The organism is Rhizobium sp. LC145 (assembly GCF_001005825.1).
Classification (GTDB): domain Bacteria; phylum Pseudomonadota; class Alphaproteobacteria; order Rhizobiales; family Rhizobiaceae; genus Neorhizobium.
Window position 1 is genome coordinate 22,545 of record NZ_LBHV01000010.1, and the last position, 22,059, is coordinate 44,603.

Annotated in this window: 15 protein-coding genes; 12 read left to right on the forward strand and 3 right to left on the reverse strand. The window is 63.6% G+C overall.

All coding sequences use genetic code 11. From position 1 onward, the window contains the following. Nucleotides 1-20 precede the first annotated feature (20 nt). A complete protein-coding gene (locus YH62_RS23185; protein WP_046796678.1) occupies nt 21-1,631 on the reverse strand; it encodes a phosphoenolpyruvate carboxykinase in 1,611 nt (536 codons plus the stop codon). Between the two features lie 324 nt (nt 1,632-1,955). On the opposite strand from YH62_RS23185, the gene YH62_RS23190 reads away from it, so the two are divergent. The 12 genes from YH62_RS23190 to trxA all read left to right on the forward strand — a co-directional run bounded on the left by YH62_RS23190 (nt 1,956) and on the right by trxA (nt 19,665). Then, a complete protein-coding gene (locus tag YH62_RS23190; protein ID WP_137326856.1) occupies nt 1,956-2,681 on the forward strand; it encodes a response regulator transcription factor in 726 nt (241 codons plus the stop codon). Between the two features lie 199 nt (nt 2,682-2,880). Continuing rightward, entirely contained in the window at nt 2,881-4,644 is a 1,764-nt protein-coding gene (locus YH62_RS23195) for a sensor histidine kinase (protein ID WP_280950078.1), read from the forward strand. Then, nucleotides 4,641-5,105: a serine kinase gene (locus YH62_RS23200; RefSeq protein ID WP_046796680.1), complete on the forward strand. Its 465-nt coding sequence runs from the start codon at nt 4,641-4,643 to the stop codon at nt 5,103-5,105. Before YH62_RS23195 ends, YH62_RS23200 begins: the two co-directional genes overlap by 4 nt. Before the next feature lie 124 nt (nt 5,106-5,229). Continuing rightward, the gene (locus YH62_RS23205) at nt 5,230-5,631 is read left to right on the forward strand and encodes a PTS sugar transporter subunit IIA (protein ID WP_046796681.1); all 402 of its coding nucleotides are present in this window, start codon (nt 5,230-5,232) and stop codon (nt 5,629-5,631) included. A 14-nt stretch (nt 5,632-5,645) separates the two neighbouring features. Then, nucleotides 5,646-5,921: an HPr family phosphocarrier protein gene (locus YH62_RS23210; protein ID WP_046796682.1), complete on the forward strand. Its 276-nt coding sequence runs from the start codon at nt 5,646-5,648 to the stop codon at nt 5,919-5,921. Nucleotides 5,922-6,103: 182 nt separating this feature from the next. Continuing rightward, nucleotides 6,104-7,504 carry an adenosylhomocysteinase gene (ahcY, locus tag YH62_RS23215; RefSeq protein ID WP_046796683.1) on the forward strand — a complete coding sequence of 467 codons (1,401 nt, stop codon included), beginning with the start codon at nt 6,104-6,106 and terminating at the stop codon, nt 7,502-7,504. Nucleotides 7,505-7,699: 195 nt separating this feature from the next. After that, nucleotides 7,700-10,279 carry a PAS domain-containing sensor histidine kinase gene (locus tag YH62_RS23220; RefSeq protein ID WP_082118470.1) on the forward strand — a complete coding sequence of 860 codons (2,580 nt, stop codon included), beginning with the start codon at nt 7,700-7,702 and terminating at the stop codon, nt 10,277-10,279. Continuing rightward, complete coding sequence (gene tsaE / locus YH62_RS23225) at nt 10,276-11,799, forward strand: tRNA (adenosine(37)-N6)-threonylcarbamoyltransferase complex ATPase subunit type 1 TsaE (RefSeq protein ID WP_046796684.1); 1,524 nt, start codon at nt 10,276-10,278, stop codon at nt 11,797-11,799. Before YH62_RS23220 ends, tsaE begins: the two co-directional genes overlap by 4 nt. Nucleotides 11,800-11,812: 13 nt before the next feature. Beyond that, on the forward strand, nt 11,813-12,544 hold the full coding sequence (locus YH62_RS23230) for a nucleotidyltransferase family protein (protein ID WP_046796685.1): 732 nt from the start codon (nt 11,813-11,815) through the stop codon (nt 12,542-12,544). Nucleotides 12,545-12,547: 3 nt separating this feature from the next. Further along, the gene (gene addB, locus YH62_RS23235; protein ID WP_046796686.1) at nt 12,548-15,736 is read left to right on the forward strand and encodes a double-strand break repair protein AddB; all 3,189 of its coding nucleotides are present in this window, start codon (nt 12,548-12,550) and stop codon (nt 15,734-15,736) included. Then, nucleotides 15,729-19,271 (forward strand): double-strand break repair helicase AddA, encoded by a 3,543-nt coding sequence (gene addA / locus YH62_RS23240; RefSeq protein WP_046796687.1) that lies wholly within the window; start codon nt 15,729-15,731, stop codon nt 19,269-19,271. Before addB ends, addA begins: the two co-directional genes overlap by 8 nt. Before the next feature lie 73 nt (nt 19,272-19,344). Continuing rightward, the gene (trxA, locus tag YH62_RS23245) at nt 19,345-19,665 is read left to right on the forward strand and encodes a thioredoxin (RefSeq protein ID WP_046796688.1); all 321 of its coding nucleotides are present in this window, start codon (nt 19,345-19,347) and stop codon (nt 19,663-19,665) included. Between the two features lie 84 nt (nt 19,666-19,749). Here trxA and YH62_RS23250 read toward each other — a convergent pair whose 3' ends face one another. After that, a complete protein-coding gene (locus YH62_RS23250) occupies nt 19,750-21,102 on the reverse strand; it encodes a folylpolyglutamate synthase/dihydrofolate synthase family protein (RefSeq protein WP_046796689.1) in 1,353 nt (450 codons plus the stop codon). A gap of 23 nt (nt 21,103-21,125) precedes the next feature. Then, nucleotides 21,126-22,022 carry an acetyl-CoA carboxylase, carboxyltransferase subunit beta gene (accD, locus tag YH62_RS23255; RefSeq protein ID WP_046796690.1) on the reverse strand — a complete coding sequence of 299 codons (897 nt, stop codon included), beginning with the start codon at nt 22,020-22,022 and terminating at the stop codon, nt 21,126-21,128. Nucleotides 22,023-22,059 lie beyond the last annotated feature (37 nt).

The following is a 22,059-nucleotide window of genomic DNA, read 5'->3' on the forward strand; positions in this document are numbered from 1 at the left end:
GTCGCTTATAAGCTATTTGCTTATTGGGCGGCCGCGAGCACCCCCGGGGCGGCGTCCCTTACCTTGCTGTCCACGTGATCCTCGAATTTCTCGAAGTTCTTGATGAACATGGAGACGAGCTTTGCCGCCTGCGCGTCATAGGCCGGGCCATCGGACCAGGTCGAGCGCGGGTCGAGAATGGAGACATCCACGCCTTCCACAGAAACCGGAACGGCAAAGCCGAAATTCGGGTCGGTGCGGAATTCCGCGTTCTTGAGGCTGCCGTTGAGGGCCGCCGTCAGAAGCGTGCGGGTCGCCTTGATCGGCATGCGGTGGCCGGTGCCGTAGGCGCCGCCCGTCCAGCCGGTGTTGACCAGCCAGCAATCCACGCCATGCCGATCGATGAGATCGCGCAGCAGGTTGCCGTATTCCGCCGGATGGCGCGGCATGAAGGGCGCGCCGAAGCAGGTCGAGAAGGTCGCTTCCGGCTCGGTCACGCCCTTTTCCGTGCCCGCCACCTTGGCGGTGTAACCGGAGAGGAAGTGATACATGGCCTGTTCCGGCGTCAGCCTGGCGATCGGGGGCATCACGCCGAAGGCATCCGCCGTCAGCATGATGATCGTTTTCGGATGTGGCGCCAGGCCCGTTTCCGAAGCATTCGGAATGAAATGCAGCGGATAGGCGCTGCGGGTGTTTTCCGTCAGAGAATTATCGTTGAAATCCGGAACCCGGTTCTCGTCGAGCACCACGTTTTCCAGCACGGTGCCGAAACGCCGGGTTGCCGCATAGATTTCCGGCTCGGCTTCGGCGGAAAGCTTGATGGCCTTGGCGTAGCAGCCGCCTTCGAAGTTGAAGATGCCGTTTTCGCCCCAGCCGTGCTCATCGTCGCCGATCAGCGTGCGGGCCGGATCGGCCGAAAGCGTCGTCTTGCCGGTGCCGGACAGGCCGAAGAAGACGGCCGAATCGCCGGCCGGGCCGACATTGGCCGAGCAATGCATGGGCATAACGCCCTTGACCGGCAGGCGGTAGTTCAGCACCGTGAAGACGGATTTCTTGTTCTCGCCGGCATAGGAGGTGCCGCCGATCAGCACGAGGCCATTCGCCAGGTCGCAGGCGATCACGGTCTCCGAACGGCAGCCGTGACGGGCGGGATCGGCCCGGAAGCTCGGCAGATTGATGATCGTCAGCTTCTGCTGGAAACCCGACAAGGTCTCCCGCTTCGGCCGGATCAGCAGATTGCGGATGAAAAGCGCGTGCCAGGCATATTCCGTGACGACGCGGGTCGGCAGAGCATATTCGGCATCGGCGCCGCCGATCAGGTCCTGGACGAACAGCGTCTTGCCTGCCGCGTGCGCCAGCATGTCCCGGCGCAGCACTTCGAAATGCTCCGGCGAGATGGGCTTGTTGTTGTCCCACCAGATCTGGTTTTCCGTGCTGGAATCGCGGACGACGAACTTGTCCTTCGGCGAGCGGCCGGTGTGTTGGCCGGTCACGGCTCGCAACGCTCCATCGATAGTGAGTTCGGCTTCGCCGCGGCGCAGAGCCTCTTCATAGAGCTCGACCTCGGAAAAATTGTAATTGACGCGGGATGCGTCGCCGAGACCGATTGCCGCCAGACCGTTTGACGGGTTGTGAAGTCCTAACTCCTCCATACGCGCCTTCCTTTATTTTGCCGTTGGATAACGGGGAAAGTAGTGGGAGTTTAAAGAAAGGGCAAGAGCCCATTCAAAATAATGCAATGATATCAAATAATTAATCGATTTAAAAAATTTTATTTCCATTTAAATCGGTTTAAGCGATATTTTGGTTTTGCTGCTGAAAACTTGTCGGACAGCCTGAAAAGCCTGCGACCGTAAGCCGCCCCTTTATCTTTGCCACAATTTGTTCCACCTTTATACTCACAAGGCGCATCGGCGGGTTGCCACCGGCGGGGGTGATTCAGGAGACGCGCAATAATGGTGACGGAGACGGAGAGCATGCAGACAATCGCGCTCGTTGACGACGACCGCAACATTCTAACCTCGGTGTCGATCGCGCTCGAGGCAGAAGGTTACAAGGTCGAAACTTACACGGACGGCGCTTCCGCGCTCGATGGCCTGATCGCCCGTCCACCGCAATTGGCGATATTCGACATCAAGATGCCGCGCATGGACGGCATGGAGCTTCTGCGGCGACTTCGCCAGAAGTCCGACGTGCCGGTGATCTTCCTCACCTCCAAGGATGAGGAGATTGACGAGCTGTTCGGGCTGAAGATGGGTGCCGACGACTTCATCACCAAACCTTTCTCCCAGCGCCTGCTGGTCGAACGGGTGAAGGCGATCCTGAGGCGCGCCAGCAATCGCGAAGCCCTGGTTGGCTCCGGCGCAAAGCCGGCGACCGACCAGCAGCAGCAGTCGCGCACGCTCGAGCGCGGCCAGCTCCTCATGGACCAGGAGCGCCATACATGCACCTGGAAGGGCGAGCCGGTAACGCTTACGGTCACCGAATTCCTCATCCTGCATTCGCTTGCCCAGCGTCCCGGCGTGGTGAAAAGCCGTGACGCGCTGATGGATGCTGCCTATGATGAGCAGGTCTACGTCGACGACCGCACCATCGACAGCCACATCAAGCGGCTGCGCAAGAAATTCAAGATGGTCGATGGCGACTTCGACATGATCGAGACGCTCTATGGCGTGGGTTACCGCTTCCGCGAGGCCGCCTGAGATCAGGCACCTTGCGAAAGCTTAACTTGAGGCCGCGCCCGGATCGGCATAGAGCGTTCCTTCGACCGGATGGAACGGTCCGATCGGCCAGGTCTGCGGGCGGGCCGATCATCCGACCGGACCATTCCGTTCGGCCTTGAACCGCCCCAGGGGCTCGGCGGAAGGACTGCAGGTGGCAGATCAGCTGCTCGACAGAGACATCGTGGGAACGACCGAAACCGAGGCGCGGCGCGTGCCGCGGCGCCTTTGGTCGCATCCTTTCACGCTGATACGCCGGGTTTTCGGCCACGCGGTGTTCTCGAGCCTCACCCGCCGCATCCTGTTCTTCAACATCGCCGCCACCGTCGTCCTGGTGGGCGGCATCCTCTACCTCAACCAGTTCCGCGAGGGGCTGATCGACGCCCGGGTCGAGAGCCTGCTGACCCAGGGCGAAATCATCGCCGGCGCGATCTCGGCATCGGCATCGGTGGATACGAACTCGATCACCATCGATCCGGAAAAATTGCTCGAGCTGCAGGCGGGCCAGAGCATCACCCCGGTACCGAACGATGAGGACCTCGACTTCCCGATCGACCCGGAACGCGTCGCCCCGGTGCTGCGCCGCCTGATCTCGCCGACAAGGACCCGCGCGCGCCTCTTCGATGCCGATGCCAATCTGCTGCTCGATTCCCGGCATCTCTATTCGCGCGGCCAGGTGCTCCGCTTCGATCTGCCGCCGGTGGAGAACGAATCCACAAGCTGGAGCGACTGGTTCGCGAGCCTCTTCAACAGGCTGCTGCAGCCCGGCAATCTGCCCTCCTACAAGGAGGCGCCGGGCGGCGACGGCTCGATCTATCCGGAAGTGATGAATGCGCTGACCGGCGTGCGCGGCGCGGTCGTGCGCGTCACCGACCGCGGCGAGCTGATCGTCTCGGTCGCCGTTCCCGTCCAGCGATTCAGGGCGGTGCTCGGCGTCCTCCTGCTCTCGACCCAGGCAGGCGATATCGACAAGATCGTGCATGCCGAGCGTCTTGCCATCATGCGCGTCTTCGGGGTGGCCACTCTCGTCAACATCCTGCTTTCGCTCCTGCTTTCGTCGACGATCGCCAATCCGCTGCGCCGTCTTTCGGCCGCCGCCATCCGCGTCCGCCGTGGCGCCAAGCAGCGCGAGGAAATCCCCGACTTCGCCTATCGTCAGGATGAGATCGGCAATCTTTCCATCGCGCTTCGCGAAATGACGACGGCGCTCTACGACCGCATCGATGCGATCGAGAGCTTCGCCGCCGATGTCAGTCATGAGCTTAAGAACCCGCTGACTTCGCTCCGCAGCGCGGTCGAGACGCTGCCGCTCGCCAAGACCGAGGAATCCAAGCAACGGCTCACCGAGATCATCTTCCACGACGTGCGCCGCCTCGACCGCCTCATCAGCGACATTTCCGACGCCTCCCGGCTCGATGCGGAGCTTGCCCGTTCCGATTCCACCCCGGTCGACATGGAAAGCCTGCTCAACAACCTGGTGGACATTTCGCGGCAGATCCGCACCGACCGGAAACCGGTCGAGATCGACCTGTCGATCGACAGCAAGGCCGGCAACAAAGCCGCCTTCGTCGTCAACGGACACGATCTGAGGCTGGGCCAGATCACAACCAATCTCATCGAGAACGCTCGCTCCTTCGTACCGGAAAAGGGCGGCCGGATCGCGATCCGCCTCTCCCACGGCAAGGGCAAGGTGACCGTCACCATGGAGGACAACGGTCCCGGCATCCAGGCCGAGGATATCGACCGCATCTTCGAGCGCTTCTATACCGACCGTCCGGAAGGAGAAAGTTTCGGGCAGAATTCCGGCCTCGGCCTCTCCATCAGCCGGCAGATCGCCGAGGCACATGGCGGCACGCTGAGGGCCGAGAACATTCAGGATCCCAAGACCGGAGCAACGGTCGGCGCCCGCTTCATCCTGTCGCTGCCGGCCGGCGAGCCCTCATGACGCCCACGCCGGTCAATATTCATGCGACCGCTATCGTGATCGGCGAAAGCGGTATCGTCTTCGCCGGCCCATCGGGCAGCGGCAAATCCCTGACCGCCCTCACCTGCATGGCGGCCGCCCGCAGGCAGGGCCTCTTTTCCGCGCTGGTGGCCGATGACCGCGTTCTCGTTTCGCGCGAGGGCGACCGGCTGATCGCCTCCTGCCCCGCCTCGATCGCCGGTCTCATCGAGATCCGCGGCAGCGGCATCACGCGCATCGAAAGCGTCCCCTCGGCTACGCTTCATCTTGCCGTCTCGCTCGTCTCCCTGCCGGAAGCAGAACGCCTGCCGCCGGAAAACGAGGTTTTTTCCATCCCCGGCGCGGGCACGTTGCCGCTCCTGCGAATCTGGCGGAACGCACCGGATCCACTTGCCGTTCTGGCCGCCTTCGCTCCCCGTTTCGGCCTGGAAATACCTTTTTGAGCTTTCCACCCGCAGATTTTTGACTTGCACTTCATTTCTACTTGGCGAAGATGCCTTCCCACCGCTGGACGGCCTTGTTGCGATGCGATATGGGCCGCGAGTTCTGTAGCAGGGGGCAGTTTTCATGATCGGACTTGTGCTTGTCACACATGGCAAGCTGGCTGAGGAGTTTCGTCATGCGGTGGAGCATGTCGTAGGTCCACAGAAGTTTATCGAGACAGTATCGATCGGCCCTGAAGACGACATGGACCAGCGGCGTCAGGACATCGTGGATGCGGTCGCCCGCGCCGATGACGGTCACGGCGTGATCATCCTCACCGACATGTTCGGCGGAACTCCGTCCAATCTTTCCATATCCGTCATGGACAGTGGCAAGACGGAAGTGATCGCCGGCGTCAACCTTCCCATGCTGATCAAGCTCGCCGGCGTGCGCAGCGACAACAACATGGAAAGAGCGCTGGTCGAGGCCTCCGATGCGGGCCGCAAATACATCAACGTCGCCAGCCGCGTGCTCAGCGGGAAATGAGAACAGCCACCTCCATGCCGCCCCTTTCCCGCGAACTCCTGATCGTCAACAAACGCGGGCTGCATGCGCGCGCTTCCGCGAAATTCGTGCAGATGGTCGAGAGCTTCGACGCCGAGATAACCGTCTCGAAGGACGGCACCACCGTCGGCGGGACCTCAATCATGGGCCTGATGATGCTGGCGGCCAGCCCCGGCTGCAGCGTAGAGGTGAGCGCCAGCGGCCGCCAGGCCGAAGAAGCGCTCGACGCGCTCGAGCGGCTGGTTGCCGACAAGTTCGGCGAGGAAGCCTGACCTTTCCCGAATAGCCCCACTCTCGGGACATAAAGACATAAAGACTTCTTTATGTCCCGTTGCCTCCAGCAGCGAAGCCTGATACATCCCGATGCCAGCACCCGCCCTCCCCCGAGGCGGGCGAAGTCCCGTCGCGTGCCGCGATTTCGCCGGCGCGTGGCCAATCTGAGCTGGAGAGCTTCATGAGCACTGACAAGGATTACATCGTCGCCGATATCGGTCTTGCCGCTTTCGGCCGCAAGGAACTCGATATCGCCGAAACGGAAATGCCGGGCCTGATGTCCTGCCGCGCCGAATTCGGTGAACAGAAGCCGCTGAAGGGCGCCCGCATTTCCGGCTCGCTGCACATGACGATCCAGACCGGCGTGCTGATCGAGACGCTGACGGCGCTCGGCGCCGAGGTCCGCTGGGCCTCCTGCAACATCTTCTCCACCCAGGATCATGCCGCAGCCGCGATCGCCGCCGCCGGCATTCCGGTCTTCGCCGTCAAGGGCGAGTCGCTCGAGGAATACTGGCAGTACACCGACAAGATCTTCCAGTGGACCGATGGCGGCCTCTCCAACATGATCCTCGACGACGGCGGTGACGCCACCATGTACATCCTGCTCGGCGCCCGCGCCGAAGCGGGCGAGGACGTGCTTTCCAATCCGGGCTCGGAAGAAGAGGAAATCCTCTTCGCGCAGATCAAGAAGCGCCTCCAGGCATCGCCGGGCTGGTTCACCAAACAGCGCGATGCCATCAAGGGCGTCACGGAAGAAACCACCACGGGCGTTCACCGCCTCTATGAGCTCTCCAAGAAGGGCCTGCTGCCTTTCCCGGCGATCAACGTCAACGACTCGGTCACCAAGTCCAAGTTCGACAACAAGTACGGCTGCAAGGAATCGCTGGTCGACGGCATCCGCCGCGGCACGGACGTGATGATGGCCGGCAAGGTCGCGGTCGTCTGCGGCTATGGCGACGTCGGCAAGGGTTCCGCCGCATCGCTCGCCGGCGCCGGCGCACGCGTCAAGATCACCGAAGCCGATCCGATCTGCGCGCTGCAGGCCGCCATGGATGGCTTCGAAGTCGTCCTGCTCGAGGACGTCGTCTCGACCGCCGATATCTTCATCACCACCACCGGCAACAAGGACGTCATCCGCATCGACCACATGCGCGCCATGAAGGACATGGCGATCGTCGGCAACATCGGCCACTTCGACAACGAGATCCAGGTCGCCGCTCTCCGGAACCTCAAGTGGACCAACGTCAAGCCGCAGGTCGATATGATCGAGTTCCCGAAGGGCAACCGCATCATCCTGCTTTCGGAAGGCCGGCTGCTCAACCTCGGCAACGCCACCGGCCACCCTTCCTTCGTCATGTCGGCCTCGTTCACCAACCAGACGCTGGCGCAGATCGAGCTCTTCACAAAGCAGGGCCAGTACAAGAACGAGGTCTATATCCTGCCCAAACAGCTCGATGAGAAGGTCGCCCGGCTGCATCTCGACAAGCTCGGCGTGAAGCTGACGGAACTCTCCGAGGAACAGGCCGCCTATATCGGCGTCTCGCCCAAGGGCCCGTTCAAGCCGGAACACTACAGGTACTGATACCTACCCATCCAATCCACAAGATATGGTAGCCGCGGCCCTTGACAAAAGCCGCGGCTTCTTTTTTGAGGCTGTCCCTTCCCGGCGATTCCCCAAGAAGGTATTGTTTTAACGATTGATTCGCACCGGCTCGAGGCAAGGTGCGGAATGGTATGTCTTGTCGATGAGCGGCAACTAGACGGAGACAGACCGGGTATGTCGGTAAAGGAAGAGTGCCTGTCCAGGCAGGCCGATCGTCATGACGTCGGCGCAAGAACGCCAGGCGTATGGCGCCGCCGCGGATTTTTCCGCGGCGATCTGGTCAGCAGGAAACTGGGCAAGCTGGCGCGCTTCTGCAGCGTGCTGCTCGGCGGCGCGTCGCTATCGGTGCTCGCCGGAACGGCCGCCGCTCAAGAAGCCGGTGCCGCGGGCTCACGACTTTTCTCCTCGATGGAAGTCATCGTCTCCTCCGTGGCGCTCGGCGCGCTCGGTGCCGTTCTTCTCTCGGCCGTCTGGCTGGTCCGCCAGCGCGGCAATATGGAAGCCGAAAGCCAGGAGATGCGCAGCGCCCTTTCGGACGCGCAGCAGCGGATCTCGAAATATGAGGCGCTGATCGCCGACAAGAACCGACGCATCGTGGTGTGGGACGGCCCCGGCTCACGCCCGGAATTCCTGGGCCAGCTTCCGGCCGAAACCGGCGCGCCGGCGCAGGATCCGGATTTTCTCGCCTTCGGGCGCTGGCTTCGCGCCACGTCGGCGGGCGAGCTCGAAAAGGCGATCGACCAGCTTCGCAGCGGCGCCCGCAGCTTCGACATGGTGGTAGAGACCCAGCGGGACGAAATTCTCGAGGTGCAGGGCCGGGTTTCCGGAAGCAAGGCCTTCGTTCGGTTCATCGCGCTCAACAATCTGCGCGCCGAACTCGCCGAGTTGAAGATCGAGCGGGAGAGGCTCACCGGTTCCATCGCGCTCTTCCAGTCCCTGCTCGATGCGATCGAGCAGCCGGTCTGGCGCCGCGATGTCGAGGGTCGGATCACCTGGGTGAACCAGGCCTATGGAGAGGCGGTCGAAGCCGGCAGCCCGGCCCAGGCAGTCGAAGAGACGCGGGAACTGCTCGGCACCATCACCCGCGAAAAGATCCGCGCGACGGCCACCGTCACGTCTCCCTTCCACGAGCGGCTTTCGACGGTCGTGCACGGCAACCGCAGCGTTTTCGAGGTCGTCGACGTGGTGGCGCCCACCGGGTCGGCCGGCATGGCGATCGACGTCTCCGAGGCGGAAGCCGTGCGGGAAGAGCTGAAACGGACACTGCGCAGCCATGCCGAAACGCTTGATCATCTGGCGACGCCCGTTGCCATCTTCGATCGCGACAGGCGGCTGCAATTCTATAACCAGGCCTTCGCGCAGCTCTGGGGCCTGAGCCTGCCCTTCCTCGAATCCCGCCCGGACAACAGCGAGCTCCTCGACAAGCTGCGCAGCGACAGCAAGCTGCCGGAGCAGTTGAGCTGGCGGAGCTGGAAGGAGTCGGCGCTCTCCGTCTACCAGTCCACCGAAACGCAAACCAATCTGTGGCACCTGCCGAACGGCCAGACGCTGCGCGTGATCGCCACGGCCCATCCGCAGGGCGGAGCCACCTGGGTTTTCGAGAACCTGACGGAGCAGGTCGATCTGGAGACCCGCTACAACACGCTCGTGAAGGTCCAGGGCGAGACGATCGACCACCTTGCCGAAGCGGTCGCGGTATTCGGGCCGGACGGACGCATGCGGCTTTCCAATCCCGCCTTCCGGGCGCTATGGGGCATCACCGCGGAAGAAGCCAAACCCGGCACGCATATCCGCGACATCGACGCAGCCTGCGCCGCCTCCTATGACAAGCCGGACGGCTGGCGCCGGTTCGGCCAGATGCTGACTAATTTCGATGACGAACGTCCCTCGCTGCAGGGAACGCTGGAGCTCTATTCCGGCCTGATCCTCGATTATGCGGTGACGCCGCTGCCGAACGCGCAGACCATGTTCACCTTCGTCGACATGACAGCGAGCGCGCGGGCCGAACGGGCGCTCAAGGAGAAGAACGAGGCGCTGCGCAGGGCCGACGAGATCAAGAACGATTTCGTCCAGCACGTTTCCTACGAGCTGCGTTCGCCGCTCACCAACATCATCGGCTTCACCGATCTCTTGAAGACGCCGGGCCTCGGGCCGCTCAACGAGCGGCAGGCCGAATATGTCGACCATATCTCGACCTCGTCCTCCGTGCTGCTGACGATCGTCAACGACATCCTGGATCTCGCCACCCTCGATGCCGGCATCATGCAGCTCCATTACTCGGAAGCGAGCATAGACGATCTGCTGGACGACGTGGCCATGCAGATCGCCGACCGCCTGCAGGAAAACAGCGTGACGCTGGCGATCACCGCGCCGGCCGGTCTCGGCACCGTCGTCGCCGACCAGCAGCGGCTGAAGCAGATTCTCCTCAAGCTTCTGACCAATGCCGCCAATTTCGCGCCCGAGGGCTCCGAGATAGCGCTTACCTGCTGGAAGGAGAGCGGCGACGTATACTTCTCCGTCTCCGATCGGGGACCGGGCATTCCGCAGGATATGCTGAAGACGGTCTTCGACCGCTTCTCCTCCAGCGCGAAGGGCGGCAAGCGCAGCGGCGCGGGCCTCGGCCTTTCCATCGTCGAGAGCTTCGTCACCCTGCACAAGGGCGAAGTCTCGATCGACAGCCGTCCCGGCCAGGGCACGACCGTGACCTGCCGGATACCGAGCGGCACCACATTCCATTCCGTCGCCGCCGAATGAACGGCCAGACCGTCATCATCCTGGATCTTCCCGGCGAAGCCGAAACCATGCGGCTCGGCGAGGACCTGGCCCTTGCACTGAAGGTCGGGGATTGTCTCGCGCTTTCCGGCGATCTCGGCGCCGGCAAATCGACGCTCGCCAGGGCGTTGCTGCGAGCCCTTGCCGATGATGACGATCTGGAAGTGCCGAGCCCGACCTTCACGCTGGTCCAGAGTTACGACCTGAGAATTCCCGTCGCGCATTTCGATCTCTACCGGCTTGGGGACGCTTCCGAGCTCGACGAACTCGGCTTCGACGAGGCGCTTTCGAACGGCATCTGCATCGTCGAATGGCCGGAGATCGCCGAAGACCTGTTGCCCGACAGCCGCATCACGCTGAAACTGGAGCACCGCGGCTCCGGCCGTGTCGCCACCATCACCGCGCCGGAAGAGCGGATGAAGCGCATCCGCCGCGTGCTGGCGATCCGCGACGCGCTCACCGGCTGGGGCTATGCGGGCGCCCGTCGCCGGTATCTCACCGGCGACGCTTCCGTACGCGCCTACGAGACGCTGAGGACGGCGGACGGCAGGGACTTCATCCTGATGGATTGGCCTCGCCAGCCGGAAGGTCCTCCCGTGCTCGACGGAAAGCCCTATCCCAAGGTGGCGCACATCGCCGAGGATGCCTACCCCTTCGTGGCGATCGCCGGCTATCTGCGGGAAATCGGGCTTGCGGCACCGCAGGTCTTCAACGCCGACTATGAGCAGGGCATTCTCGTCATCGAGGATCTCGGCCGCGAGGGCGTCCTCGACGAGAGCGGCCGGCCGATCGCGGATCGCTACCGCGAAAGCGTCGCCTGCCTCGCTTTTCTGCATGGTCATCAGGTGAGCCAGGACATTCCGGTCACCGATGCCCATGTCCACCACATCCCGGATTTCGATCCGACGGCGATGAAGATGGAGGCCCGGCTTCTCCTCGACTGGCACCTGCCGTGGAAACGCGGCGCACAGCCGAGCGAAGAGGAACGGCAGGATTATCTTGCGATCTGGGACGGGCTAATCCGCGAGCTGGAAGGCTCGGAAAGAAACCTTCTTCTTCGCGACTTCCATTCCCCGAACATCATCTGGCGCCCGCACGAATCCGGCGTGCACCGGATCGGCATCATCGATTTCCAGGATGCAATGATCGGTCCGACGGCCTATGACCTCGCCGCGATCGTGCAGGATGCGCGGGCGGATGTCCCGGCAACGCTCGCCGAGCAGATGATGGTGGACTATGTGACGCTGCGCCGCTCGCTTAGCTCTCCCTCGAGCCCCTTCGACGAACCGGCCTTCCTGAAGGCATTTTCGATCATGGCGGCACAGCGCAATTGCAAGCTTGCCGGCCTGTGGGTAAGACTGAAGGAGCGTGACGGCAAGCCCGGCTACATGAAGCATATGCCGCGCACGCTTCGCTATCTTGCGGCCGCGCTCCGGCACGAAGCGCTCGCCCCCTTGCGCGATTGGTGCCATAAGGCTGGAATAGACCTGCCCGAATCATAGAATACGGTTCCACATGACCATCACACAGGCCATGGTGCTCGCCGCGGGGCTCGGCACCCGCATGCGCCCGATCACCGATACGATGCCGAAGCCGCTGGTGCCGGTCGCCGGCAGGCCGATGATCGACTATGCGCTGGATGTGCTGGCCGATGCCGGCGTTACCTGCGCCGCCGTCAACGTGCATCATTTCGCCGACCGCGTGGAAGCGCATCTCCAGGCCTATCCGCGCATGGAGATCCTGATCTCCGACGAGCGCGCGCACCTCATGAATTCCGGCGGCGGGCTTGCAAAGGGCCTGCGGCTGCTGGAGCCGGGCTTGCTCTACGTCATGAATGCCGACCTCTTCTGGATCGGCGAAATACCGGGCAGGAAGACCAATCTGCAGCGGCTTGCGGAATTCTTCGACCCCGCGACCATGGACATGGCGCTGCTGTGCGTACCGCTCGAGCGCACCACCGGCCATAACGGCAAGAAGGATTTCCAGCTCGATCCGGATGGCCGGCTTTCTCGTTACCGGGAAGGCGGCGACAATCCAGTCGTCTATGCAGGCGCGATCGTGATGCATTCCTCGCTTTTCGACGATGCGCCGGAGGATGCCTTCAATCTCAACATCTATTTCGACCGCGCGATCGCGAACGGCCGGCTCCATGGCCTCGTCATGGAAGGGCATTGGATCACCGTCGGCACACCCGAGGCGCTTCCGCAAGCGGAGGCGGTGATCGCCCGGCTGCCGGTGGAGGTTTAAGCCTTGGGCGCGGCCCGACAGAAGCGGGTTCTGACCATCCCGCCGGCTGCGCCCTTTCTCAAGACGGTGGCCGCCGCGCTTCTTGCCGGACGCCTCACGGATGGTTTCCGCTACGATCCAGGCGATCCGCTTTCGCTGGCGGGCATTACCATATTCGTGCCGACTCGCCGCGCAGCCCGCGTGCTACGCTCCGAATTCGTCGATCTTCTCGGTGGTCGCTCCGCCATCCTGCCGGTCATCCGGCCGCTCGGCGAAACGGATGACGACAGCGGCTTTTTCGATCTCGTCGCGCCGGAGGAGATGGACCTCGCATTGCCGATTGGCGGCACGGCGCGGCTTCTCGAGCTCGGCCGGCTGATCCTTGCCTGGCGAAACCAGCTCCCGAAAGCCGTGGTCGACGTGCATCAGCAATCGCCACTGATCGCACCGGCAAGCCCGGCGGACGCCATCTGGCTTGCCCGCGCGCTTGCCGAGCTCATCGATTCCATCGAGACCGAGGAGCGCGACTGGGCGGACCTCAAGAAACTCGACACGGGCGAACACGCCCTCTGGTGGCAGCTGACCGCCGAGTTCCTGTCGATCGCCAGCGCCTTCTGGCCGATGCGGTTGGAGGAGCTGCGCCGTTCCTCTCCCGCAAGGCATCGAGCGGCGCTCTTGAAGGGCGAGACCAGGCGCATCTCGGAGCGTGGCCCCGAGGGCCCGGTGATCGTCGCCGGCTCGACCGGATCGGTTCCGGCGGCGGCCGAACTGATTTCCGCGATCGCCGCGCTGCCGAACGGTGCCGTGATCCTGCCCGGCCTCGACCTTGCCATGTCCGACGAGGAATGGTCGATGATCGGCGAGGACCGGAGCGACGGCAGGGCCGATCCCACGGGCCGCAGCCATCCGCAATTCGGGCTTTCGCGCCTGCTCAAGAAGATGCAGGTGGAGCGCGGCGAGGTCGAGACGCTGGGCGAGGTTTCCGCCGCGCTCGATTTTCGGGCCGCCGCACTTTCAAGGGCACTGGCGCCGGCAAAGGCGACCGATCGGTGGAGCGAATGGCGGAACGAGGCCGATCCCGGCCTGCTCGAAAGCGCTTTTGCGGATGTTTCGCTGATTGAGGCGGCCAACGAGCGCGAGGAAGCGGTCGCGATCGCAATCGCGCTGAGGCTGGCGCTCGAACAGCCTGGCAGGAACGGCGACTTCTCTCAGGCCGCCCTCATCACCCCGGACCGGGCGCTAGCCCGCCGCGTCACCGCCGAGCTTTCCCGGTTCGGGATCGTCGCCGACGATTCGGCCGGCACGCCGCTTTCCGGCACGCCGCAGGGCACGCTGACCCAGCTCGTGCTGGAAGCGGCGCTCAGACCCGGCGATCCGGTGGCGATCGCCGCCCTCCTCAAGCATCCGCTGCTCAGGCTCGGCCTCGATGCCCGCCTCGTTCGGGAAGCCGCCGAAGCGCTGGAGCTTCTGGGCCTGCGCGGCGGCACTGGAGAACTCGACATCTCCGCGCTGGAACCGGTCCTGGAAGAACAATTGGCGCGTCAGGCCGAGGACGGCCGTACCCCGCGCTGGCGGCTGTCGCTGCCGGAAGGATCGGCGGACAGGGCGCGGGATCTCGCCAAACGCCTTTCGGCTGCCGTCGAGCCGCTCGCCTCGGCCTTTGCCCGGCGCCGGCCGGATGGGCTCGGCCTCACCAACAGGCTCGCGCTTGCCGATTGGGCGGCAAGAACCGGCCGCGTGCTGGAAGCACTTGCGGTGGACGAGCGTGGCGATCTCTCTCCTCTCTGGTCGGGAGAAGCGGGAGAAAGGCTCTCCTCGCTTCTTGCGGAGGTCATCGAGACCGAGGGCCAGATGGAGGCGGACGGTCCGCAATGGATCGATATCGTCATGGCGTTGACGACCGGCGAGGCGGTCAAGCCCCGTTCGCTCGCCCATCCGCGCGTTTTCATCTTCGGCACGCTGGAAGCACGGCTGCAAAGCGTCGATACCATGATCCTCGGCGGGTTGAACGAAGATTCCTGGCCCGGCCAGACTGTCAACAATCCCTTCCTCTCCCGCACCATGAAGACGGAAATGGGTCTCGAGCCGCCGGAACGGCGGATCGGCCAGCTCGCGCATGATTTCGCGATGGCGAGCGGCACAAGGCATCTCATCTATTCCCGCTCGCTCAGGCAAGGCTCGACGCCGACCGTTGCTTCACGCTGGCTGCAGAGGCTTCTGGCGCTCGGTGGCGAAGAGTTCGCCAGGGCGCTGAAGGCGCGCGGCGACCTTTACCGGGAATGGGCAACGGCGATCGATGCCGGCGAGAACCAGCCTCCTGCGAGGCGTCCGGCGCCACGGCCGCCGGCCGGGCTGCAGCCGAAGAAATACTCCTTCAGCGAAGTAGGCCGGTTCAGGCGCGATCCCTATTCCATCTATGCCAGGCGCATCCTGAAGCTCGACCCGCTCGACCCCTTCAATCGCGATCCCGGTGCATCCGAGCGCGGCACGCTCTATCACGCGATCATCGACCGCTATACGCGGGAAGGTCACGTTCCCGGTTCGCCAGCCTCGCGGGAGGCGATGGCGAGGATCATCGCGGAACTCTTCGACGCAGAGCAGCTTGCGCCGCATATCGACCGTGTCTGGCGGCCGCGCTTTGCCGCCGTCGCGGAGGAATTCCTCCGCTGGGAGGCTGGGCGCGCGCCGGATATCCGCCGGACCTACACGGAGGTGGCGGCCGGCTGGGAAATCGAAGCGGCCGGCATACGGCTCACCGGCATCGCGGACCGGATCGACATCAAGGGTTCCGGACTTGCCGACATCGTCGACTACAAGACCGGCTCAAGCCCCTCGGCTCCCCAAGCCCGTTCGCTCCTCGATCCGCAGCTCGCGCTGGAGGCCGCGGCCCTGATGGCCGGCGGCTTCCGGGAACTCGGCGCCCAGCGGCCCGACGACCTGCTTTACGTCCGGCTCAAGCCGGGAGATCGCTTCAAGCTCGACAAGGTGAACAACGAGGGAGCCAAGACGAATCCCAAATCCGCAATGGAACTTGCCCAGGAATCCGTCGATCAGCTCACCCGCTTCGTCACCACGCTTCAAACCGGAGAGAAGGGCTTCGCCTCCCGCCTTATCCCGGTGAAGCAGGGCGATTTCGGCGGCGAATACGATCATCTCGCCCGCGTGGCGGAATGGTCCACCGCCGACGATGAGGAGGCCGAAGCGGATGAATAACATGCATCCGGAAGACGACGATCCCGGCAAATGGATCGACTGGACGACGGTGCAGCAATCGCTCGCCTCCGATCCGGTGAGCTCCGCCTGGGTTTCGGCCAATGCGGGTTCCGGCAAGACGCATGTGCTCACGCAACGGGTCATCCGGCTTCTGCTGTCCGGCTGCCGTCCTTCCTCCATCCTCTGCCTCACCTACACGAAGGCCGCGGCCTCGGAAATGTCGAACCGCGTGTTCCAACGGCTTGCCGAATGGGCAGTTCTTTCCGATGAGGAGCTGCGCCGAAGGATCGCCGCCATCGAAGGTCATGAGCCGGATTCGTTGAAACTTGCGGAAGCGCGCCGCCTGTTCGCCAAGGCGCTGGAAACGCCGGGCGGACTGAAGATCCAGACCATCCACGCCTTCTGCGAGGCGCTGCTGCACCAGTTTCCGTTGGAGGCCAATGTCGCGGGCCACTTTTCCGTACTCGACGACCGGGCGGCATCCGCCCTGCTCGCCGAAGCCCGGCGGTCTCTGTTGACCGCCACTTCGGCGGAGGATGACCCCGATCTCGCCGAAGCCTTCGCGCATGTGCTCGATCTCGGCGACGAGTTCGGCCTGGAGACCCTGCTCGGCGATATCATTTCCAACCGGAGCGCCATCCAGCGGTTCATCGCCCATGCGGAGCGGCATGGCGGCGTGGAGGGCGAGCTCCGGCGCGCCTTCGGGCTTGCACCCGGCGAGACGGAGGAGACGATCGCAGCCGGTTACTGGCCGCTCCCCAGCCTCTTCGGAGCCACGCTCGACCTCTATCTCGTGCTTGCCGACCAGAATGGCGGGCAGAGAGTTACCGAGGTCGCCTACGGCTTGCGGATGGTCGCGAGGGAGGCGGATGCCTTCAAGCGGGCGCAATATCTGGAACAGATATTCCTCACCAGGGAGGGCAAGCCGAAGGCGGATTCCATGCTGATCGCCAAGGCGATCACGAATGCCGCGCCCGATCTTGCCGAAGCGGTAGCCGCCGCCCGCGCGCATGTTGCCGCCTCCCGCGAGCGGCTTCGCCTGCTGCGGATGTTTTCCGCCACCAGGGCGGCGCTGGTCCTGGCGGAGCGGCTGAACGGCGATTACGAGCAGCTCAAGAAGCAGCGCAGCCTGCTCGATTTCGAGGACCTGATCGCCCGAACCGCCGAACTCCTGACCCGCGAAGGGGTCGGCGCCTGGGTGCATTACAAGCTCGACCAGGGTATCGACCATATCCTCGTCGACGAGGCTCAGGATACGAGCCCGGTACAGTGGACGGTCATCAAATCGCTCGCCGAGGATTTCTATTCGGGCAACAGTTCCCGCGAGGCGCGCCGCACCATCTTCGCGGTCGGCGACGAGAAGCAGTCGATCTATTCCTTTCAGGGCGCGCGGCCGGAGCGTTTCGCCGAAGAGCGCAGCGAAACGGAAAAGCGGGTGCGCGCCAGCGGCCAGAGTTTCAATCCGGTGCGGCTGCCGCTTTCCTTCCGGTCCACCGCCAACGTGCTCGCAGCCGTCGATCAGGTGTTTTCTCTTGCCGAGAACGCAAGGGGCTTGAGCGCTACCGGAGAACCGGTGCAGCATCGCTCGAACCGCATCGGCCATCCCGGTGCCGTCGATCTTTGGAACATGGTGGCTCCGGAAGTTTCCGAAACGGACGAGGACTGGACCGCTCCCTTCGATGCGACGCCCGACAAGGCGCCCTCCGCGATCCTGGCCGCCCGCATCGCCCATGCGATCGGCGAAATGATCGGCAAGGAAACCATCATCGAAAAGGGCGCCGAACGGCCGATCGAGCCGGGCGACATTCTCGTTCTGGTGCGCAAGCGCGATGCCTTCGTCAACGCACTCACCCGAGCACTGAAGCGCCGCGACAATATCCCCGTTGCCGGCGCCGACCGCCTGCGGCTGACCAGCCATATCGCCGTGCAGGACCTGCTCGCCCTCGGACGTTTCCTGGTGCTGCCGCAGGACGACCTTTCGCTCGCCGCCCTTTTGAAGAGCCCGCTCTTCAACCTTTCGGAAGAAGACGTCTTTGAAGTCGCCGCACTTCGGCCGGAAAGTTCGAGCGCCTGGAACCAGCTCCTCGCCCTTTCCGAGGAACAGCCGCTGCGCTTCCGGGATGCCGCGGAACGGCTGAGCCGTCTTTTCGACCTGTCGCGGCAGCTCAGTCCGCATGATCTCTTTGCCCGGATTCTGGGGCCCCTCGGAGGCCGCCGGAAATTCCTCGGCCGGCTCGGGACAGAGGCCGGCGACATTCTCGACGAGTTTCTGACCTTCGCGCTCGACCATGAGACCAAGGGCCTGCCCGGCCTGCAAAGCTTCGTGGCGACACTCGAAATCGAGTCACCGGAAATCAAGCGCGAGCAGGATAGCGGCCGCAACGAGGTGCGGATCATGACCGTTCATGCCTCCAAGGGTCTGGAAGCGCCGGTGGTGTTCCTGGTCGATGGCGGGTCCAAGGCCTTCATCTCCTCGCATGTGCCGAAATTCCGCCTGCTCAGGATCGACGGCGAGGAAGTGCCTGCCTGGGTTCCGGGAAAGATGCTTTCCAATCCCTTCACGGTGGCGGATGACGAGCGGATCAGGACGGCCACGGAAGAAGAATATCGCCGGCTGCTCTATGTCGGCATGACGCGGGCGGCCGACCGGCTGATCGTCTGCGGCTATCGCGGCGCCCGCGAAAATCCCGATACCTGGCATTCGATGATCGCTTCGGCGCTGGCCGCCCATGAGAGCCATTGCTCCCCCGCCACCTTCACCGGACCGGACGGCGAGTGGGAGGGGTTGCGCTGGCGCTTGCCGGTCGTTGCCGGCCGTATCGCGCAGGGAGGGGCGAAAGGCGGAGCGCATTCGGAAAAACTGCCGCTGCCCGAAGCTCTCCGGCGACCGCTTCCGCCGCAGAAAATCCTGCCGCGGCCGCTCAGCCCGTCCGGCGCCGGCACGATGGTGGAGGACGAGACGGACGATCTCATCGTCACCTCCCCGCTCTTCGGCGAAAAGCACCTGCCCGGCATTGCCTTGCAGAAGGGCCGCCTCGTTCATCGCATGTTGCAGACGCTGCCGGACTTCCCCGAGGCCGAGCGGGAAGCCGCCGCGCGACGCTATGCCGAACGGGCTGCTCGTTACTGGCCTTCCGAGGAACGCGAAGGGCTCGTTCGCCGCGTGCTCGCCGTGCTTTCGCATCCCGTCCTCGAAACTGTCTTCTCCGCCCATGCTCGAGCAGAAGTCTCCGTCATGGGGACGCTGACGCTGGAGGGCAAGGATCATGCGATCTCCGGCCGTATCGACCGGTTGGCTGTCACGGATATCAGGGTCACCATTCTCGACTACAAGACGAACCGCGTGCCACCGGATGGGCCGCAGGAGGTTCCTCTCGCCTATAGGGCGCAGCTTGCCATCTATCGCGAGATCCTGAAGCCGCTTTATCCCGGCCGAATCTTCGACTGCGTACTCGTCTATACCGAAAACGCCAGTGTCATTCCGCTGCCCGACGAGCTGCTTTCACGCTCGCTTGCGGAGATCAAGACAAAGTGAGATAGCCACCATTGAAACTTGCCTTTTTCGGCATCACATTTGTTTCAACATAAAGACCCGGAAGGAGTGCCTCATGGCCACCGTGAAAGTCGACAACAGCAATTTCCAGACCGAAGTCCTGGACTCCGCCGAGCCGGTAGTCGTGGATTTCTGGGCCGAATGGTGCGGCCCGTGCAAGATGATCGCCCCGAGCCTCGAGGAAATCTCCACCGAGCTTGCCGGCAAGGTGAAGGTCGCCAAGCTGAATATCGATGAAAACCCGGAACTGGCTGCCCAGTTCGGCGTGCGCTCGATCCCGACGCTCGCCATCTTCAAGGGCGGTGAAGTGGCCGATATCAAGGTCGGCGCTGCTCCGAAGACCGCCCTTTCCTCCTGGATTTCCGGCGCCGCATAACCTCTCCAGCATGCCAGAATGAAAAGCCCGGCCTATTCCCTGCGGCCGGGCTTTTTCTTTGCCTATCGTCGATGTGTTTTAGAGCTACTTCGGCGGCGTGCCGTTGTCCGCCAGCACATTGCCGGCGAAATAGAGCGAGCCGCCGATCAGGATGCGCGGCGCGGGCCGGCCCGGCACCTGCCGGCGGGCGATCTCTTGCAGAGCCTCCGCCACGGAGCCGGCAGGCTCAGCCACCAGCCCCGCATCGAAGGCGGATTGCGCAAGCGCCACCGGATCGAGGCCCGATTCGCTATCGCGGATTCCAACCGTGAAGACATGCTCGGCGATATCGGCAAAGGCCCGGAAATAACCGACCGGGTCCTTGGTGTTGATCATGCCGGCTATGATGTAGAGCGGGCGCGGCTGGCGCTCCTCGAAGGCCGCCATGGCCTCGGCGATCACCTCGCCGGCACCGGGATTGTGCCCGCCATCCAGCCAGATCTCGGAACCTTCCGGAGCATATTGCAGGAGCTTGCCTTCGGTCAGCGCCTGGAGCCGTGCCGGCCACTCGACGCTTGCCATGGCCTTTTCCATCATCGTTTCCGTGACGGCGAAACCCGCCGCCTTGACGGCCCGAATGGCAGCGGCGGCATTGGCCTGCTGATGCCGGCCCGGCAGGCGCGGCAGCGGCAGATCGGCAAGGCCGAATTCGTCCTGATAGATCAGCCGGCCGAACTCTTCATGGCCTGAGAAATCCTGCCCATAGACCGCCAGCGGGCAGCCGAGCCGTTCGGCTGTGGCGACCAGAACCTCGCGCGCCGCATCGAATTCCTGCTGGCCGACCACCACCGGGCGACCGCGCTTCATGATGCCGGCCTTTTCTGCCGCGATCAGTTCCACCCGATCGCCGAGATAGGCCTGATGATCGAGAGAGATCGGCATGATAACCGAAACGGCCGGATCGGCGATGACATTGGTGGCGTCGAAACGGCCGCCCAGACCGACTTCCAGGATCACCGCATCGGCGGGCTGTTCGGAGAAGAGCAGGAAAGTCACCGCGGTCAGGATTTCAAAGACCGTAATCGTCTGGCCGCCATTGGCGGCGGCGACGCGGCGCAAGGCATCGGCAAGCAAGGCATCGTCGACCAGCCTGCCGCGGCCGCCCTTGACGCCGATCCGATAGCGCTCATGCCAATTGACGAGATGCGGCGAGGTGTGGACATGCACGGCATAGCCGCCCGCCTCGAGAAGCGCGCGGCAGAAGGCCGTCGCCGAACCCTTGCCGTTGGTGCCGGCGATATGAATGACCGGCGGCAGCTTGAGATGCGGATTGCCGAGCACTTCCAGGAGCCGGGAAATGCGCTCGAGCGAGAGGTCGAAGCCCTTCGGATGAAGGGCCATCAGTTTCTCGATCTCGCGTTCGGCCTCGCTCACGACGGACTGGTCCATGGCGTTCATCCCGCCGCTTCGGCTTTCAGGGTTCAGGCGCTGGCCGCCAAAGGCGGTGCCAGAACCCCGGCCGCTTCGGCCGGCTGTTTCATCAAAAGTCTCAGAACCCTTGCAAGCGTGGCCGGTATATCGTGGCGCTTCACCACCATATCGACCATGCCGTGCTCCAGCAGGTATTCCGAAGTCTGGAAACCCTCGGGAAGCTTTTCGCGGAGCGTCTGCTCGATGACGCGCTTGCCGGCGAAGCCGATTTCGGCACCGGGCTCGGCGATATGGACATCGCCCAGCATGGCATAGGAGGCCGTCACGCCGCCGGTGGTCGGATTGGTCAGCACGACGATATAGGGAAGCCCCGCTTCCTTCACCATGTCGACCGCGACCGTTGTGCGCGGAAGCTGCATCAAGGACAGGATGCCCTCCTGCATGCGCGCGCCGCCTGAAGCCGGGAAGATGATCAGCGGGCACTTTTCCGCAACCGCCCTTTCGGCCGCCTTCACGATCGCCTCGCCGGCCGCCAGGCCCAGCGAGCCGCCGATGAAGTTGAACTCGTGCACGACGGCGACCAGCTTGACGCCCTGCACCTTGCCGAGGCCGGCGAGGATCGTGTCCTCCTGCTCGGTCTTGGTACGGCTGTCCTTCAGGCGATCCACGTATTTCTTGGAATCGCGGAACTTCAGCGGATCCTGCGCGACCTTCGGCTGCGGCAGCGATTCATAGACGCCGCCGTCGAAGAGATCGGTAAGCCTGGCCTTGGCCGGCATCTTCATGTGGAAGCCGGAGGCCGGAATGACCCACTTGTTCTCTTCCAGGTCCTTGTGGAAGACCATCTCGCCCGTTTCCGGGCATTTGATCCAAAGATTTTCAGGGACTTCCCTGCGGCCGAGCATGGAATTGATCCGCGGCCGAACGTAATTGGTGATCCAGTTCAAAGGCGTGGCTCCTTCCTGACTGCAATCAATGTGGGGA